Source organism: Aquabacter sediminis (assembly GCF_028863665.1).
Classification (GTDB): Bacteria; Pseudomonadota; Alphaproteobacteria; order Rhizobiales; family Xanthobacteraceae; genus L1I39.
Window position 1 is genome coordinate 1 of record NZ_JARBFX010000025.1, and the last position, 14,732, is coordinate 14,732.

The window sequence follows — 14,732 nt, forward strand, 5'->3', positions numbered from 1 at the left end:
CATGGGCAGGCCGGGGCGACGCCGCGGCCGGGGCGGGACGCTGGGTCGGCGCGTCCGCCCGCGCCGCGGGGGCGAGCCCCGATGCCGTGCGGGCAAGTTTCGTCGCGTCCTTCGCTCGCCCTTGAGCAGGCGCAGCCGCCCGCCCCGGGGCGGCGCCGGCAGAGGCGGGGGTGCGCGCGAAGGGCTGGCGGAGGCGGCTCAGCAGGGATCCGAAATCTGGCATGGTCATTCCGGCCTCCTCAATGCCCGCCCGGCAAGCCGGCCGGTGGGAGCATGGGGGCAAGGCCGCCGCCGCCACCGGTCTGGACGGGGGCAGGCGCGGCCGGCGGGACATAAGCGGGAGCCGGCGCCACGGGACGGGGCGCGGCCGGCGCGGTGCGCACCGGTGCGGCGGACGCCTGCGGCGCGCTGGCGGAGGGCTGGACGGGCGGCTTCGGCGTCACCGGCGTGTTGGGCGAGCGCAGCGCGGAGGACGGCGGCAGCACGGCGGCTCCGCCCGCGGCCGGAGCCGGAGGGGTGGGGGCAGGCGCGCTGCGGCTGACCGACGAGGTCACCAGCGGCGTGTCCACCAGTTCCTCGATCATGCCGCCGATGCCATCCTGACGGCGGGCCACCTTTTCGGGCAGGTCATCCAGGGTGGAAATGCCGTCCACGGCCAGCGGCTGGAGGTCCAGATGGCGCTGCACCAGCCCCTGCACGAACAAAGGCGAGGTGCGCTTGGCCCATTCCGCCCGCATCACCGCGATGGCGTCGCGTTCGGCCCGGATGGCCTGGCGCAGATGCGCAAGGCGCTCCGCATCGGCGGTCGAGGCGTACTTCACCTGGTAGACCACCGCAGCGGTCACCAGGAGCGCCAGAACCACCACCAGGTTCGCGATGCGAAACATCAACGACGACTCCGCCCACGGCGTTGCGACAGTCCGGGAGGCAGCATCCCGGGCAGGTCCCCTTCCCCGTGCGCCGGAGCCTCCGTGCGCTCGGCGGCCCGCAGCTTTGCGGACCGGGCGCGCGGATTGCCCGCGATTTCCTCGGGACCGGGCTCCACCATCCCCTTGGACAGGAGGCGGAAGGAGGGGGCCGGTCCCTCGGCCTGGGGCAGGTGGCGCGAGGCGGAGGGAGCCTTGCTCCGGTGTGACAGAAAAGTCTTAACGATCCGGTCTTCGAGCGAGTGGAAGGTGACCACCACCAGCCGCCCGCCGGGCTTCAAGGCCCGCTCGGCCGCGGCGAGCGCTGCGGCAAGCTCGTCCAGTTCGCCGTTCACCGCGATGCGCAGGGCCTGGAAGGTGCGGGTGGCGGGATGCACCTCGCCGGGCTTCGCCCACACCACGCGAGAGATGATTTCGGCCAGCTGCCCGGTGCGGGTGATGGGCGCCTCGGCGCGTGCCTTCACGATGGCCTTGGCGATGGCGCGCGACTGGCGCTCCTCGCCCAGGCTCCAGATGAGATGGGCAAGCTCCACCTCCTCCAGCTCCGCCACGAGGTCCGCCGCGGACGGCACGTCGCCACCCATGCGCATGTCGAGCGGCCCGTCGCGGCGGAAGGAAAAGCCGCGCTCGGCCTGGTCGAGCTGCATGGAGGAGACGCCGATGTCGAGAACCACCCCGTCCAGCGGGGCAAAGCCGTTATCCTCAGCGAGGACATCGAGGCGCGAGAAGCGGTCCTCAACCAAGGTGAGGCGCCCGCCCGAGGCGGCGACCAAAGCCGCGCCGCCGGCAATGGCGGTGGGGTCGCGATCCACAGCCAGGACGCGGCAGTCGGCCGCATCCAGGATCGCTCCCGTATAACCTCCCGCGCCGAAGGTGCCGTCCAGATAGGAACCGGCCTCCTTCGGCGCGAGGTGCGCGAGAACCTCGGCCAGCATAACGGGAAGATGACGGGCCGGTCCGCCTGCGGCGTCGGTGGGCCCGACCCCGCGGCCCGATTTCATCCCTTGCTGCCTCCGCTGTTCTCCGCCGAGGAACCAAGCGCGCGCCGAAGCTGCCGCACCTTCTCGGTGGCCTCCGCGAGATGGGCACGCAGGCGCTCGGGTTCCCAGATTCGGAACTTGTGTCCCAGGCCCACGAACGCCACCGCGTCCGTGATGCCCGCATGGGCTTTCAGCCCTTCGCTCAGCACCACCCGGCCCTCCGGGTCGATGCGCAGCGTCTCGCTGGTGCCGTACAAGGCGGCCGCCAGTTCCTCCCGCGCCTCCGAATAGGGCGGGTAACGGTCGATCAGGGCCTCGATCTCCTCCAGCAGCCGATTGCCGCCCGCATCCAAGGCGGGCCCGGCAAGGCTGGGATGGCAATAGAGATACTCGGTCCCATCCTTGGCCAGCACGGCGCGATAAGGCGCGGGAATGGAAACCCGGCCCTTGCTGTCCAGGCGCATCGTGTAGGTGGACACGAAGCGGTCCATGGCGGCCGTACTGCCCCCCGCATTGACCTGAGCAACCCACAAGCCTCGCCCCGGACGCCCCGGTGCGAAGGCACGCCGATACCCTGGCGTCGCGTCGCTCTCCTGAATGTCTTTGGGTTAACATGGGATCTTATGGGCCGTCAATGAATCTGCATGGGAAGACGGCCCCCATTTACGGTCCATACACCTTAAGAATCCCTGAAAGCCGGGGCTCCAAAGGGCGCCTCCAAGGGCGCCTCCATGGGCGCCTCCATGGGCGCGGCGGGGACGCATTGAACCTTGGCGGCGCGCGGCGTATTCCCTTGCCCGCGAAGGATGGAAGGCCGGACGGAAGCGATGCTGACTTCAGGCGTGGGCTATGTGGGCCTCATCGGCGGGGCGGGCGTGGGCCTGGCGCTGGGCGGGCCGCTGGGGGCACTCGTGGGGGCGCTCGCCGGCCAGATCGCCGGCAACGTGGTGGACCGCCTCCTGGCGCCCGAGCCGCGTGCCGCCGCCTTCTCGGTGGGGCTGATCGCGCTCTCCGCCAAGATGGCCAAGGCGGACGGGGTGGTGGTGCCGCAGGAAGTGGCCGCCTTCCGCGAGGTGTTCGACATTCCCGCCGAAGAGCTGGACGCCGTCGCCCGCGTCTTCAACCTCGCCAAGCAGGACACCGCCGGCTTCGACGCCTATGCCCGCCAGATCGGCACCCTGTTCGCCGATGATCCCGACACCCGCGAGGACCTGCTCGACGCCCTCTTCCACGTGGCCAAGGCCGACCATGCGCTGCACGAGGACGAGCTGGTCTTCCTCGCGGAGGTGGGCCGGCTGCTGGGCTTCGAAGGCGATGCCTATGAGCGCATCGAGGCCCGCCATGTGCGCCGGCCGGGCGATCCCTATGCGGTGCTGGACCTTGCCCCCGATGCCACCGACGCCGAGGTGAAGGCCCGCCGCCGCGCCTTGGTGGGCGAGCATCATCCCGACCGGCTCGCCGCCCGTGGCCTGCCGCCCGCCGCCCTCAAGCTCGCCAATGACCGGGTGGCGGCGGTGAATGCCGCCTATGACCGCATCGCCCGCCAGCGCGGCCTGACCTGACTGGACCGACCTCCCCCCATGACCGAGCCCGCGCCCTTCCGCCCCGACAGCCCGCTGGTGGGGATCCTCGCGCCCTCCCCCAATCATGGCGAGCGCAAGTGCCCCATCGACATGCTGGTGCTGCACTATACGGGCATGACCTCCGCCGAGGCGGCGGTGGAATTGCTGCGCGATCCCGCCTCGCAGGTTTCCTGCCATTATGTGGTGCTGGAGGACGGGGCCATCATCCAGATGGTGGCGGAGGAACGCCGCGCCTGGCATGCGGGCGTCTCCTCCTGGGAGGGGCAGACCGACACCAATTCCCGCTCCATCGGCATCGAGATCGCCAATCCCGGCCATTCCAACGGCTATCCGCCCTTCCCCGAGGCGCAGATCGTGGCGGTGGCCGCGCTCTGCCAGGACATTTTGGCCCGCCACCCCATCCGCGCCGACCGGGTGCTCGCCCATTCCGACGTCGCCCCCGCGCGCAAGGATGATCCGGGCGAGAAATTCCCCTGGCACCTCCTGCACCATGCGGGCGTCGGCCATCTCGTGCACGAGGCCCCGCTGACCGGCGGCCGCTTCTTCATGCGCGGGGATGCCGGCCAGCCGGTGGAGGCGCTGCAATCCATGCTGGCGCTCTATGGCTATGGCCTGGCCGTCACCGGCCTTTATGACGAGGCCACCGAACAGGTGGTGCGCGCCTTCCAGCGCCATTTCCGCCGCGCCAAGGTGGACGGGGTGGCGGACCTCTCCACCATCATGACGCTGCGGGATCTGATTGCGCGCCGGCCGGGGGACAATCTCGCGTAGCGCTCGATTCGCCCCGCCAGATCGTCATCTTCGTCCAAGGGGTGGGGTGTGGCGGATTGCGCGCATGTTTGAGCCTTGGGTGGGTCCGGCTTATTGGGAAGCGGAGAATGCGCTCGGGGGACGCCGGGTGATGGTGCTGGGGGAATCGCACCACAATGGCGATGTGCCGCCTGGAACCTCCATTCCTGACTTCACCCATGACGTGGTCAACAAATGCGTCTTTGGGGGTGAGGAGCGCCGCGCCTTTTTCTCCAAAATCTCCGGCATCGTCACCGGAAGGCCGAAATGGCAACTCGGCGAAGAGGGGCATCAGGCCGTCTGGAACGCCCTGCTCTTCTATAATTATGTCCCGGTGATCGCGGCCGAAAAGCCCCGTGTGCCTCCTACGGACGAGATGTTCAAAGCCGGTGCCAGCCTTCTGCCCCAGGTGATTGCGGAGCATCATCCACAGGTCATCCTGGTGTGCGGCGCCCGCCTCTGGTGGTGGGTGCTGAATGGCATCGGCCACCCCGTGCCGCCCCGCAAGATTGAGCTGATCGATCTTCACGGCATTCCGGCCGCGCGCATCGGCCACCCGAGCAGCTCTGGCTTCTCCTATGACCGCTGGCGGCCTGTGTACCAGGACCTGCTCACGCGCATCCACCCTTGACGCGCGCGCCCAGGGCGCCCATTGGTGCGCCCACCAGCCGGCCGGGCGGCCGCGTCACCTTCGGGTGCCGAGGAAAGTCCGGGCTCCACGGAGACACGGTGCCGGATAACGTCCGGCGGGGGCGACCCCAGGGAAAGTGCCACAGAAATCAAACCACCTGCGCATGCGCAGGCCAGGGTGAAACGGTGGGGTAAGAGCCCACCGCGCGACCGGCAACGGAAGCGGCACGGCAAACCCCACCGGGAGCAAAGTCGAATAGGAACGGCATCGATGCGGCTCGCCGCCTCGAAGCCCTGTCTTCGGGACGCCGTTCGGGTTGACTGCTAGAGGCGCCGGGCAACCGGCGTCCCAGAGGAATGGCCGCCGCGCGGGAGCAATCCCGCCGTACAGAACCCGGCTTACAGGCCGGCTGGTGCTTTCCTCCCGAGAAGCGGGGCGGCGCGGGCAAGAGCCCGTCAGGCCCCCTCCTCCATTTGCCGCGCCCGGGTGGTGGCCCGCACGAACGCGGCCACGAACATGGCGCTCATGATCAGCACGATGGTGGGCGCGGGAGCGCTGTCCAGGAAGAAGGACAGGTAGACGCCGGCGAGCGCCGCCGACACCGCGACGACCACCGCCACCCCCAGCATGGCGCCGAAGCTGCGCGTCAGCAGGAAGGCAATGGCGCCGGGCGCGATCAGGAGCGCGATGGCGAGGATAATGCCCACCGCCTTCAACGCCCCCACCACCGCCAGCGACAGGCCGCACAACAGCCCGTAATGCAACAGGTTCACCGGCAGGCCCACCACCCGCGCCTGGGCGGGGTCGAAGGCGAACAGCAGCAGGTCCCGCCATTTCAGCACCAGAAGGCCGCCCACCACCAAGGCGATGACGGCGCTCTCGGCAATGTCGTCCCAACCCACGCCCAGCATGTCGCCGAACAGGATATGGTCCAGGTGCACGTCGGAGGAGATGGAGGTGTAGAGCACGAGGCCGAGGCCGAACATGCCGGAAAACACCACGCCCAGCACCGTGTCCTGCTTCACCCGGCTGTTGGCCTTCAGGTAGCCCGCAAAGAGCGCGCAGGAGAGGCCCGCCACGAATGCCCCCAAGGCCAGCGGCAGGCCGGCCATATAGGCCAGCACCACGCCGGGCAGGATGGCGTGGGAGACCGCATCGCCCATCAGCGACCAGCCCTTCAGCACCAGGATGGACGACAATAGGGCCGTGGGAACCGCCACCAGCACGGCGATGATCAGCGCCAATTGCATGAATTCGAACTGGAGCGGCTGGGCGAGGAGGGCGAAGAGGCTCATGGGGCCACCTCCCGGCCCGCATCCGCCGCGGCGAGCGCCGCCGCGCCCCGCCGCCGGGCGGCGAGCAGCCCGTGCTTCGGGGCGAGAAGGAAGGCGGCCAGGAAAATAAGGGTCTGCAAGACCACGATGATGCCGCCCGTCGCCCCATCCAGGAAGAAGGAGGCATAGGCGCCGAAAAAGCTCGTCAGCGCGCCGATGGCCACCGAAAGCAGGATCAGGCGGGGGAAGCGATCGGTGAGCAGATAGGCGGTGGCGCCGGGGGTGACCACCATGGCGATCACCAGGAAGGCGCCCACCGTCTGGAGCGCCGCCACCGTGGACGCGGCCAGCAGGGTGAAGAAGACGCCCTTCAGCAGCACCGTGTTCAGGCCGATGGACCGGGCATGGGTCTCGTCGAAGAAGGTGACCATCAAATCCCGCCACTTGGCGGTGAGCACCGCCAGCGAGACGAAGCCGATGACCGCCAGCTGCAGCGTGTCCTCCGGCGTGATGGCCAGGATGTTGCCGAGCACGATGGTCTGGATGTTCACCGAGGTGGGCGAGACCGACACCATGAACAGGCCCAGCCCGAAGAAGGAGCTGAAGATGAGGCCGATGATGGTGTCTTCCTTCAGCCGCGTGCGGGCATTGAGAAACAGCATGGCCCCCGCCGCCAGCGCGCCGGAAAAGAAGGCCCCCAGCGAAAAGGGCAGCCCCAGCATATAGGCCCCCGCCACGCCGGGGACGATGGCGTGGGAGAGCGCATCGCCGATGAGCGACCAGCCCTTGAGCATGAGATAGGCGGACAGGAAGGCGCACACCGCCCCCACCAATGCGCTCACCCACATGGCATTGACCATGTAGCCATAGGAGAAGGGCTGGAGCAGGAGGTCCATCAGGCCGCCCCCGCGTCCCGGTCGGCGTCCGGCAGGCCCACCACGAGGGGCCGCTCGTCGTCCGAGAGCACGCGCAGCCGCCCGCCGGCATCGCCCAGCACGAAATGGCGCAACGTGCCGCCGAAAGTGCGGGCGAGGTTCGCCTCGGTGAAGACCTCGGCGGTGGGCCCATAGGCCAGCACGGTGCCCTTGATGAGAATGGTGCGGTCGCAGAATTCCGGCACCGAGCCCAGATTATGGGTGGAGACCAGCATCACCCGGCCCTCCGCCTTCAGCGCCCGCAACAAGGCGATGATGGCCTCCTCGGTCTTTACATCGACGCCGGTAAAGGGCTCGTCCAAGAGGATGACCCGCGCCTCCTGCGCCAGCGCCCGGGCGAGGAACACCCTTTTCTTCTGCCCACCCGAGAGTTCGCCGATCTGCCGGTGGCGGAAGGCCGCCATGCCCACCCGCTCCAGCGCCCCGTCCACCGCCGCGTGATCGGCAGGGCGGGGCCGGCGCAGAAAGCCCATATGGCCGTAGCGGCCCATCATGACCACGTCCTCCACCAGAACGGGGAAGGTCCAGTCCACCTCCTCGCTCTGGGGCACATAGGCGACCTTGTTGGATGTCAGCGCCGCCTTCACCGTGCCGCCGAGAATGGAAATCTCCCCCCGTGCCGCCCGCACGAAGCCCATGATGGCCTTGAACAAGGTGGACTTGCCCGAGCCGTTCACCCCCACCAGGGCCGCGATGGTGCCGGTGGGGATCTCGAACGTGGCATCCCGGAGCGCGGTGTGGCCGTTGCGATAGGTGACGGTGAGATGGCGCACCGCAATCCCCGCGCCCGGCGGGGCGGAGGCCGGGACCGGGCTCAGGACAGGGGCCGAGTCCTTCGGTGGCGGGCTCATGGCATGAGCCGAGTCTTGGCTTGCCGGGCTCATGGCATGAGCCCGGTGACAATGGTCTGCGACGTCACCTTCAGGAGGTCGATATAGGTGGGCACCGGGCCGGAGGCGTCCGACAGGGAGTCCACATAGAGCACCCCGCCATATTTCGCACCCGTCTCTCGCGCCACCTGCTTGGCCGGATCGGGCGAGACCGTGCTCTCGGAGAAGACGGCGGGGATATGGTATTTACGCACCATATCAATGACCCGCCGCACCTGCTGGGGCGTGCCCTGTTGGTCGGCATTGATGGGCCAGAGATAGAGCTCCTTCAGGCCGAAATCCCGCGCCAGGTACGAGAAGGCCCCCTCCGAGGTGACGAGCCACCTTTGTTCCGGCGGAATTCGCGCAAATTCCGCCTTGATCGGATCGATGGAAGCCTTGATCCGAGCCTTGTACGCCTCGGCATTGGCGCGATAGGCGTCCGCATTTACTTCGTCGTATCGAATAAAAGCGTCGCGAATATTATCCACGTAAGTCAAAGCAGCGGTGGGCGACATCCAGGCATGCGGGTTGGGCTTGCCCGAATAGGGCCCCTGGGAGATGGCGATGGGCGGCACCCCCGCGCTCGCCACCACCTCCGGTACACCCTTGAGATTACGGAAGAATTTCTGAAACCACAGCTCCAGGTTCAGCCCGTTCCAGATGATCAGCTGGGCATCCTGGGCCTTGATGAGGTCGCCGGGGGTGGGCTGGTAATTGTGGATCTCGGCCCCCGGCTTCGTCAGCGACTCCACCTCCGCCGCCTCCCCGGCCACGTTGCGGGCCATGTCCGCGATGATGGTGAAGGTGGTTATCACTTTGACTTTGCGTGATTTTTCGGCGCGGGCAGGCAAACCCAGCGCACCACTGACGAGCGTGAGCGCCCCGGCGGCCATGAGGCTCCGGCGGCTGAGAGGGGCGAAGGGGCGGATCGCGGGCGGCTGTCTCATGGGGCAAGCCTGCCACGCGCCTCCCGCAATTGCAACTCATTCGCAAGAGCAAAGCTGAGAATCTGGCTTCCGAACGAAAACGGGGGCCGGCAATCGCGCCGACCCCCGCCCTGTCAACCACCCCAGACGAAGCGTAACTTCATTTATTGTCAGTCACTTGCCTGCCCTTGAAGCGGAGTTCAGACACGATCACGGACAGCACGATCAGCCCCGCGCCCACCAAGGCCAGGCCCGGCAGCCGCTCTCCGGCGAGACGTCCCACCAGCCCCGCCCAGACCGGCTCGCCGGCATAGATGAGGGTCGCCTTGGTGGGAGACACCCGCTTCTGCGCCCAGTTCATAGTCACCTGGATGAGCCCGCTCGCCAGCCCCAGACCCACGGCCGCGAAGACCAGGATCCAAGAGAAGGCCGGCACGGCTTCACCCACCACCGGCATGGCGACAAAGGCCACCAGCGAGGCCACCGCCAGCTGGACCACCGACACCCGAAGCGTATCAACCTGCCCGGCAAACATTGAAATCAAAAGGATTTCAGCAGCGATGGCGACGGTTGCGGCCAGCGTGAACAGCTCGCCTCGGCCCAGCCCGAGCGAAGTCGCACCCGGCCCGGCCAGCAGCACCAGACCGGCAAAGGCCAACGCGATGCCCACCCAGGCCATGGCCCGGGGCGCCTTGCGCATGACGGCCCATTGCAGCAGCGGCACCAGCGGCACGTACATGGCCGTGATGAAAGCCGACTGGCTGGACGTGATGGTCTGCATGCCATAGGCCTGCAGCGAGTAGCCGAAGAAGATGCTGACGCCGATGAGAGATCCGGCCATCAGTTCCCGCATGGTCACCCGCCGCAGCACCGGCAGCGCAATCAAGCCGAGCACGAGGGCCGCCGCGCCGAAGCGAAGACCCACGAACATGAGTGGCCCGGTGACCGCAAGCACCTGATGAACCACGAGAAACGTCGTGCCCCAGATCATGGTGATGAGCACGAGCGCCAGCTCGCTGCCCCGCGGCCCGGTCATCCAGGCGGGCAGCGGCCACCGGCGGGCGGGCGCCGCCACGGGAAGGCCGGGCTCCCGCTCCGATCGCGGCACCGCATCCCGGCGCACCGGACGGCGCGCCGCCTCGGTGCCGCTGGAGGTCAGGAGCGGGCGATAGGCCTTTCCGAGCAGGAAAGGATTGTGTGGGAGCGAGATGCGCAACATAATGCGCAGGTCATAGGTGCAATATAATGCGCAGTCAAGCCTCTCCCGCGAGCGCCGATGCGGCAGCCGCATCCTCACCGGACCCCGTTCCACGACCGGACGTGCTTGCCCATGTGGCTGGAAACGTTCGCAGATTGCGCCTGGCCAAAAGCCTGAGCCAAGCTGCTTTGGCTGAGGCATCCGGGCTGAGCCGGCGCATGATCGTGGCCATCGAGACCGGCGAGGCCAACATTTCCCTGGCCAATCTGGACCGCCTGGCCGAAGCGTTGAGCGCCCCTTTTTCCGAAGTGGTCCGCGCGCCCGAGGCCCGCGACGGCGCCCGCATCGACCAGGTTCTGTGGCAAGGCCAGTCGCCGGAGAGCCACGCGGTCCTGCTCGGTACAGCCCCGGCGCGGCTTGAGGCGGAATTGTGGGTATGGTCCCTGGCAGCGGGCGAACGCTACGAGGCGCGCCCGGATGCGGTGGGCTGGCACGAGATGATCTATGTAACGCAGGGAACGCTCATCCTGGAGCGGGACGATCAGATCCATCGGATCGGCTGCGGAGACTTCCTGGTCTTTGCCAATAAAGCCCCCTACACCTTCCGCAATGACGGCCCGGGCCTTCTGCGCTTCGTCCGGAACATCGCGGTATAGCCGCCATGCGCCACCCGAACCGCCCCGCTGCCCGCTTCCCCTTGCATCTGATTGCGTTCCGGCTATATTAGCGCTGTCCCCATGAGGGGATACCTCAGAGCCATCGCAGTCGAAGGTGATGAGAGTGGGTCCTCCCCCGGGCCCGCTCGATTTTCGTTTACCTGAACGCACCCTCTGCTCGAACGCTCAAGTCCCGGTCCGACGCCGGGCGAGGTGGAATGCGATTTCACAGCCGCCCAGGAACGCCCTGGCACCCAGGAACGCCCTGGCGGCTCAGATACGTCCCGGAGGGACATGACCGACCCGAACGACGCCCTGGCCCTCGATGCCGGCGATCCTCACGAACCCCGCCTCATTACCGAGTCCGGGGTCGCGGCACGCATTGCCGCCATCGTGGAGCCCGTGGTGGCGGACCTCGGCTACCGCATTGTCCGGGTGAAGGTTTCGAGCCGCGACGGTGGAACGCTCCAGATCATGGCCGAGCGGCCCGACGGCTCCATGACCGTCGATGATTGCGAGGCGATCTCGCGCGCCATTTCCCCCGTGCTCGACGTGGAGGACCCCATTTCCGGCGCCTATCGCCTGGAAATCTCCTCGCCCGGCATTGACCGCCCCCTGGTGCGCCTGAGCGATTTTGTGCGCTGGGCCGGCCATGAGGTGAAGGCCGAGATGGCGGTGCCCGTGAACGGGCGCAAGCGCTTCCGCGGCATCCTTCTGGGTGCGGAAGGCGCAGACGCCTTGCTCAAGCGCACCGACGCCCCGGCGGGTGAAGACCCGCTGGTGAAGTTGCCGGCCGGCGACATTGGCGAGGCCAAGCTGGTTTTGACCGATGCGCTCATCACCGAAGCCTTGCGCCGGGCCCGCGCGGCCGAGCGCGGTCTGGCTGACGATGAGGACGGCCTTGAGGACGAACTGACCGGCGCGGAAGACGACTCCGACCTCGATCACAAGGACGCCATCGACGCGGCCAATGCCGAGCGTGGCCATGCCCGCAAGGTCGCGGAGCTTGCGGAAAAGAAGGCCCGCAAGCGCGATGCGAAGACCGCTCGCAAGGCGGAAAAGGACCTGAAGGCGGCGTCGGGCAAGAAGGCGAGCGGCAAGGCCCGCCTTTCTCCCGCCGAAGTCGCTGACCTGGCGATCACCAATCCGGGATCCCGCGCTGCGCGGACCGGCAAGTCCAAAGCGAAGGAGACGCACTGATGGCTGCCGTCAGCGCAAATCGGCTTGAGCTCTTGCAGATCGCCGACGCGGTCGCTCGCGAAAAGTCCATCGACCGGTCCATCGTGATCGCGGCCATGGAAGACGCGATCGCCAAGGCCGCGCGGTCGCGCTATGGCCAGGAAACGGACATCCACGCGGACATCAATCCGCGCACCGGCGAATTGCGGCTCGCCCGCCATCTCCTGGTGGTGGACGAGGTGGAGAATTTCGCCACCGAGATCACCCTCGACGGCGCCCGCCGGCACAATCCCGCAGCCCAGGTGGGCGACACCATCGCCGACACCTTGCCCCCGTTCGACTTCGGACGCATCGCCGCCCAGTCGGCCAAGCAGGTGATCGTACAGAAGGTGCGTGAGGCCGAACGCGACCGTCAGTATGACGAGTACAAGGATCGCATCGGCGAGGTCTGCAACGGCCTGGTCAAGCGCGTGGAATATGGCAATGTCGTCGTCGATCTCGGCCGCGGAGAAGCCATTCTGCGCCGCGACGAACTGCTTCCCCGCGAAGTGGTGAAGACCGGCGACCGCATCCGCGCCTATATCTACGATGTGCGACGCGAGCCCCGTGGCCCGCAGATCTTCCTGTCGCGCACGCATCCCCAGTTCATGGCCAAGCTGTTCGCGCAGGAAGTCCCCGAGATCTATGACGGCATCGTCGAGATCAAGGCTGTGGCCCGCGATCCCGGTTCTCGTGCCAAGATCGCCGTCATCTCGCGCGACCAGTCGGTGGATCCGGTGGGCGCCTGCGTCGGTATGCGCGGCTCGCGCGTGCAGGCGGTGGTGAACGAGCTTCAGGGCGAGAAGATCGACATCATCCCGTGGAACCCGGACATCGCCACCTTCATCGTCAACGCGCTCGCCCCGGCCGAAGTGGTCAAGGTGGTGCTGGACGAGGACCGCGAGCGGATCGAGGTGGTTGTTCCCGATCAGCAGCTCTCCCTCGCCATCGGTCGTCGCGGCCAGAATGTGCGCCTGGCCTCCCAGCTCACCGGCTGGGACATCGACATCATGACCGAGCAGGAGGAGAGCGAGCGGCGCCAGAAGGAATTCGCCGAGCGCACCAAGATGTTCGCCGAGGCTCTCGACCTCGATGAAATGATGGGCCAGCTCCTCACCTCCGAAGGCTTCACCTCGGTGGAGGAAATCGCCTACGTCCCGCTGTCGGAACTCGCCAGCATCGAAGGCTTTGACGACGACACCGCAACCGAACTGCAGAACCGCGCCCGCAAGCATCTGTCGGACGTGGAAGAGGCGCTGGACGACGAGCGCAAGGCGCTCGGTGTGGAGGACGAACTCAAGGACGTGCCCGGCGTCACCTCCAAAATGCTGGTGGCCTTCGGCAAGGCCGACATCAAGTCGGTGGAGGACCTCGCCGGCTGCGCGACCGACGATCTCATCGGCTGGAGCGAGCGCAAGGATGGGGAAACCCAGCGCTTCCCCGGCGCGCTCGACGGCTTCCAGCTGACCCGCGAGGACGCCGAGCAGCTGATCATGCAGGCGCGCATCGCCGCCGGCTGGATCAGCGAAGAGGATTTGGCCACCGCGTCCGAAGAGGATGCGGAGGGCGCCATCGGCGCCCAGGCCTGAGAGAAAAGGAGATGACCCGGCGTGCTTGCGATCATGGACGAGGAAGAGACCGATGGGGGGCCGCGCGGGCTGAAGTCCGCGCGCGCGCCGCTGGCGCGTCTGTGCCTCGCCACACGCGAGGTCACGCCGGTGGCGGACATGGTCCGTTTCGTGGTGGCGCCGGACGGCGCCATCGTGCCCGACCTTTCCCGTGAGCTTCCCGGCCGCGGCGCCTGGGTCACGGCCACACGCGAAGCCCTTGCCACCGCGCTGAAGCGCCGCGCCTTCGGACGTGCCTTCCGCGGCAAGGGCCATGCGGCCCCCGATCTGGCCGATCTGGTGGAAGAACGCCTGCTCGCGGACACCCGAGCGGCGCTGTCCCTGGCCAACAAGGCGGGACGCGTGACAACCGGAAATATGAAAGTGGAATCCGCCCTCGTCGGTGAGCCCGTGAGCGTGCTTGTGCATGCCAGCGATGCGGCCGCGGACGGGGTGCGCAAGCTCGACGGCGCTGTCCGTCGCAGAATGGCCGCCGGCATGGGCGCGGTGGCGATCGTGAACTGCCTCTCCGGCCTTGAATTGGACTTGGCACTGGGGCGGTCAAATGTGGTACACGCTGCGCTGCTCGCGCATCCGACGACCGCGGGATTTCTCGCGCGGTGCCGTAAGCTTGAGCGTTGGAGGTCGGCCCCACCCGCCAGCGCGCTGAAACGGCATGCCCCGCCGGACGAACGGATGCCAGGAACGGATACGGAATGAACGATACTAAGACCCCCGGCGACAAGACCCTTCACCCCGCCCCCGGCAAGACGTTGACATTGAAGCGTCCGGTGGAACAGGGAACGGTCCGTCAGAGCTTCAGCCACGGCCGCTCCAAGGCGGTCGTGGTAGAGAAGGTGAAGCGCCGGACATTTGCGCCTGGCGAGGCTGCGCCCAGTGCTGCGCCCGCCCCGACCCCGGCTCCCGCGCCGGCGGCGGCACGCCCAGCTGCGCCCAGCGCCCCGGCGGCACCCGCGACCCCACGTCCTGCAGCTCCGACGCAGCCCGCGGCTCCTGTCACGGCGCGGGCCCCGGAGCCGATCGCACCGCCCCCGGAGCCCCAGGCTCCCGTGGCGCCTGAAGCGGCACCGGCCGCTCCCGCTCCGGTGACGGCTAAGGCTCCCGCTGAGGCGCCTG

16 protein-coding genes, 1 other RNA gene and 1 pseudogene are annotated in these 14,732 nt (G+C 67.9%); 9 read left to right on the forward strand and 9 right to left on the reverse strand.

Annotated features, from left to right (window positions below):
• The 4 genes and pseudogenes from PV781_RS23860 to PV781_RS23875 all read right to left on the reverse strand — a co-directional run.
• Nucleotides 1-229, reverse strand: a pseudogene (locus PV781_RS23860) (hypothetical protein); the annotation flags it as partial.
• A 10-nt stretch (nt 230-239) separates the two neighbouring features.
• Nucleotides 240-887, reverse strand: a complete 648-nt coding sequence (ftsL, locus tag PV781_RS23865; RefSeq protein ID WP_274778117.1) for a cell division protein FtsL — start codon at nt 885-887, stop codon at nt 240-242.
• Nucleotides 887-1,927, reverse strand: coding sequence for a 16S rRNA (cytosine(1402)-N(4))-methyltransferase RsmH (rsmH, locus tag PV781_RS23870; RefSeq protein ID WP_274778118.1), 1,041 nt, complete (start codon nt 1,925-1,927; stop codon nt 887-889). Before rsmH ends, ftsL begins: the two co-directional genes overlap by 1 nt.
• Entirely contained in the window at nt 1,924-2,397 is a 474-nt protein-coding gene (locus PV781_RS23875; RefSeq protein ID WP_274778129.1) for a division/cell wall cluster transcriptional repressor MraZ, read from the reverse strand. Before PV781_RS23875 ends, rsmH begins: the two co-directional genes overlap by 4 nt.
• Before the next feature lie 336 nt (nt 2,398-2,733).
• Between PV781_RS23875 and PV781_RS23880 the strand changes: the two genes are divergently transcribed.
• The 4 genes from PV781_RS23880 to rnpB all read left to right on the forward strand — a co-directional run bounded on the left by PV781_RS23880 (nt 2,734) and on the right by rnpB (nt 5,326).
• Entirely contained in the window at nt 2,734-3,468 is a 735-nt protein-coding gene (locus PV781_RS23880; protein ID WP_274778119.1) for a TerB family tellurite resistance protein, read from the forward strand.
• 18 nt (nt 3,469-3,486) lie between these two features.
• Nucleotides 3,487-4,260 carry an N-acetylmuramoyl-L-alanine amidase gene (locus PV781_RS23885; RefSeq protein ID WP_274778120.1) on the forward strand — a complete coding sequence of 258 codons (774 nt, stop codon included), beginning with the start codon at nt 3,487-3,489 and terminating at the stop codon, nt 4,258-4,260.
• A 64-nt stretch (nt 4,261-4,324) separates the two neighbouring features.
• Complete coding sequence (locus PV781_RS23890) at nt 4,325-4,909, forward strand: hypothetical protein (protein ID WP_274778121.1); 585 nt, start codon at nt 4,325-4,327, stop codon at nt 4,907-4,909.
• A 33-nt stretch (nt 4,910-4,942) separates the two neighbouring features.
• Nucleotides 4,943-5,326, forward strand: an RNA gene (rnpB, locus tag PV781_RS23895) — RNase P RNA component class A.
• 38 nt (nt 5,327-5,364) lie between these two features.
• Here the strand turns inward: rnpB and PV781_RS23900 are convergent.
• The 5 genes from PV781_RS23900 to PV781_RS23920 all read right to left on the reverse strand — a co-directional run bounded on the left by PV781_RS23900 (nt 5,365) and on the right by PV781_RS23920 (nt 10,135).
• On the reverse strand, nt 5,365-6,204 hold the full coding sequence (locus PV781_RS23900) for a metal ABC transporter permease (RefSeq protein WP_274778122.1): 840 nt from the start codon (nt 6,202-6,204) through the stop codon (nt 5,365-5,367).
• Nucleotides 6,201-7,079, reverse strand: a complete 879-nt coding sequence (locus PV781_RS23905; protein ID WP_425532458.1) for a metal ABC transporter permease — start codon at nt 7,077-7,079, stop codon at nt 6,201-6,203. The genes PV781_RS23900 and PV781_RS23905 overlap by 4 nt, the downstream gene beginning before the upstream one ends.
• Nucleotides 7,079-7,969: a manganese/iron ABC transporter ATP-binding protein gene (locus PV781_RS23910; RefSeq protein WP_274778123.1), complete on the reverse strand. Its 891-nt coding sequence runs from the start codon at nt 7,967-7,969 to the stop codon at nt 7,079-7,081. The genes PV781_RS23905 and PV781_RS23910 overlap by 1 nt, the downstream gene beginning before the upstream one ends.
• A gap of 29 nt (nt 7,970-7,998) precedes the next feature.
• Entirely contained in the window at nt 7,999-8,883 is an 885-nt protein-coding gene (locus PV781_RS23915; RefSeq protein WP_274778131.1) for a metal ABC transporter substrate-binding protein, read from the reverse strand.
• Between the two features lie 193 nt (nt 8,884-9,076).
• Entirely contained in the window at nt 9,077-10,135 is a 1,059-nt protein-coding gene (locus PV781_RS23920) for a DMT family transporter (RefSeq protein WP_342455465.1), read from the reverse strand.
• Nucleotides 10,136-10,161: 26 nt separating this feature from the next.
• On the opposite strand from PV781_RS23920, the gene PV781_RS23925 reads away from it, so the two are divergent.
• From PV781_RS23925 to PV781_RS23945, 5 genes are all read left to right on the forward strand, one after another.
• On the forward strand, nt 10,162-10,770 hold the full coding sequence (locus PV781_RS23925; protein ID WP_274778124.1) for a helix-turn-helix domain-containing protein: 609 nt from the start codon (nt 10,162-10,164) through the stop codon (nt 10,768-10,770).
• A 294-nt stretch (nt 10,771-11,064) separates the two neighbouring features.
• Nucleotides 11,065-11,970, forward strand: a complete 906-nt coding sequence (rimP, locus tag PV781_RS23930) for a ribosome maturation factor RimP (protein ID WP_274778125.1) — start codon at nt 11,065-11,067, stop codon at nt 11,968-11,970.
• The gene (nusA, locus tag PV781_RS23935; RefSeq protein ID WP_274778126.1) at nt 11,970-13,577 is read left to right on the forward strand and encodes a transcription termination factor NusA; all 1,608 of its coding nucleotides are present in this window, start codon (nt 11,970-11,972) and stop codon (nt 13,575-13,577) included. Before rimP ends, nusA begins: the two co-directional genes overlap by 1 nt.
• Nucleotides 13,578-13,598: 21 nt before the next feature.
• A complete protein-coding gene (locus PV781_RS23940) occupies nt 13,599-14,315 on the forward strand; it encodes an RNA-binding protein (RefSeq protein ID WP_274778127.1) in 717 nt (238 codons plus the stop codon).
• Nucleotides 14,312-14,732 (forward strand): translation initiation factor IF-2 associated domain-containing protein (locus PV781_RS23945; protein WP_274778128.1); only part of this gene is annotated, 421 nt, incomplete at its 3' end. The genes PV781_RS23940 and PV781_RS23945, both read left to right, overlap by 4 nt.

Excerpts from the sequence above, each read along its gene's own strand:
- ftsL (WP_274778117.1), bottom strand. The coding sequence starts at position 887 with ATGTTTCGCATCGCGAACCTGGTGGTGGTTCTGGCGCTCCTGGTGACC.
- rsmH (WP_274778118.1), bottom strand. The coding sequence starts at position 1,927 with ATGAAATCGGGCCGCGGGGTCGGGCCCACCGACGCCGCAGGCGGACCG.
- PV781_RS23875 (WP_274778129.1), bottom strand. The coding sequence starts at position 2,397 with ATGGACCGCTTCGTGTCCACCTACACGATGCGCCTGGACAGCAAGGGC.
- PV781_RS23880 (WP_274778119.1), top strand. The coding sequence starts at position 2,734 with ATGCTGACTTCAGGCGTGGGCTATGTGGGCCTCATCGGCGGGGCGGGC.
- PV781_RS23885 (WP_274778120.1), top strand. The coding sequence starts at position 3,487 with ATGACCGAGCCCGCGCCCTTCCGCCCCGACAGCCCGCTGGTGGGGATC.
- PV781_RS23890 (WP_274778121.1), top strand. The coding sequence starts at position 4,325 with ATGTTTGAGCCTTGGGTGGGTCCGGCTTATTGGGAAGCGGAGAATGCG.
- PV781_RS23900 (WP_274778122.1), bottom strand. The coding sequence starts at position 6,204 with ATGAGCCTCTTCGCCCTCCTCGCCCAGCCGCTCCAGTTCGAATTCATG.
- PV781_RS23905 (WP_425532458.1), bottom strand. The coding sequence starts at position 7,079 with ATGGACCTCCTGCTCCAGCCCTTCTCCTATGGCTACATGGTCAATGCC.
- PV781_RS23910 (WP_274778123.1), bottom strand. The coding sequence starts at position 7,969 with ATGAGCCCGCCACCGAAGGACTCGGCCCCTGTCCTGAGCCCGGTCCCG.
- PV781_RS23915 (WP_274778131.1), bottom strand. The coding sequence starts at position 8,883 with ATGGCCGCCGGGGCGCTCACGCTCGTCAGTGGTGCGCTGGGTTTGCCT.
- PV781_RS23920 (WP_342455465.1), bottom strand. The coding sequence starts at position 10,135 with ATGTTGCGCATCTCGCTCCCACACAATCCTTTCCTGCTCGGAAAGGCC.
- PV781_RS23925 (WP_274778124.1), top strand. The coding sequence starts at position 10,162 with ATGCGCAGTCAAGCCTCTCCCGCGAGCGCCGATGCGGCAGCCGCATCC.
- rimP (WP_274778125.1), top strand. The coding sequence starts at position 11,065 with ATGACCGACCCGAACGACGCCCTGGCCCTCGATGCCGGCGATCCTCAC.
- nusA (WP_274778126.1), top strand. The coding sequence starts at position 11,970 with ATGGCTGCCGTCAGCGCAAATCGGCTTGAGCTCTTGCAGATCGCCGAC.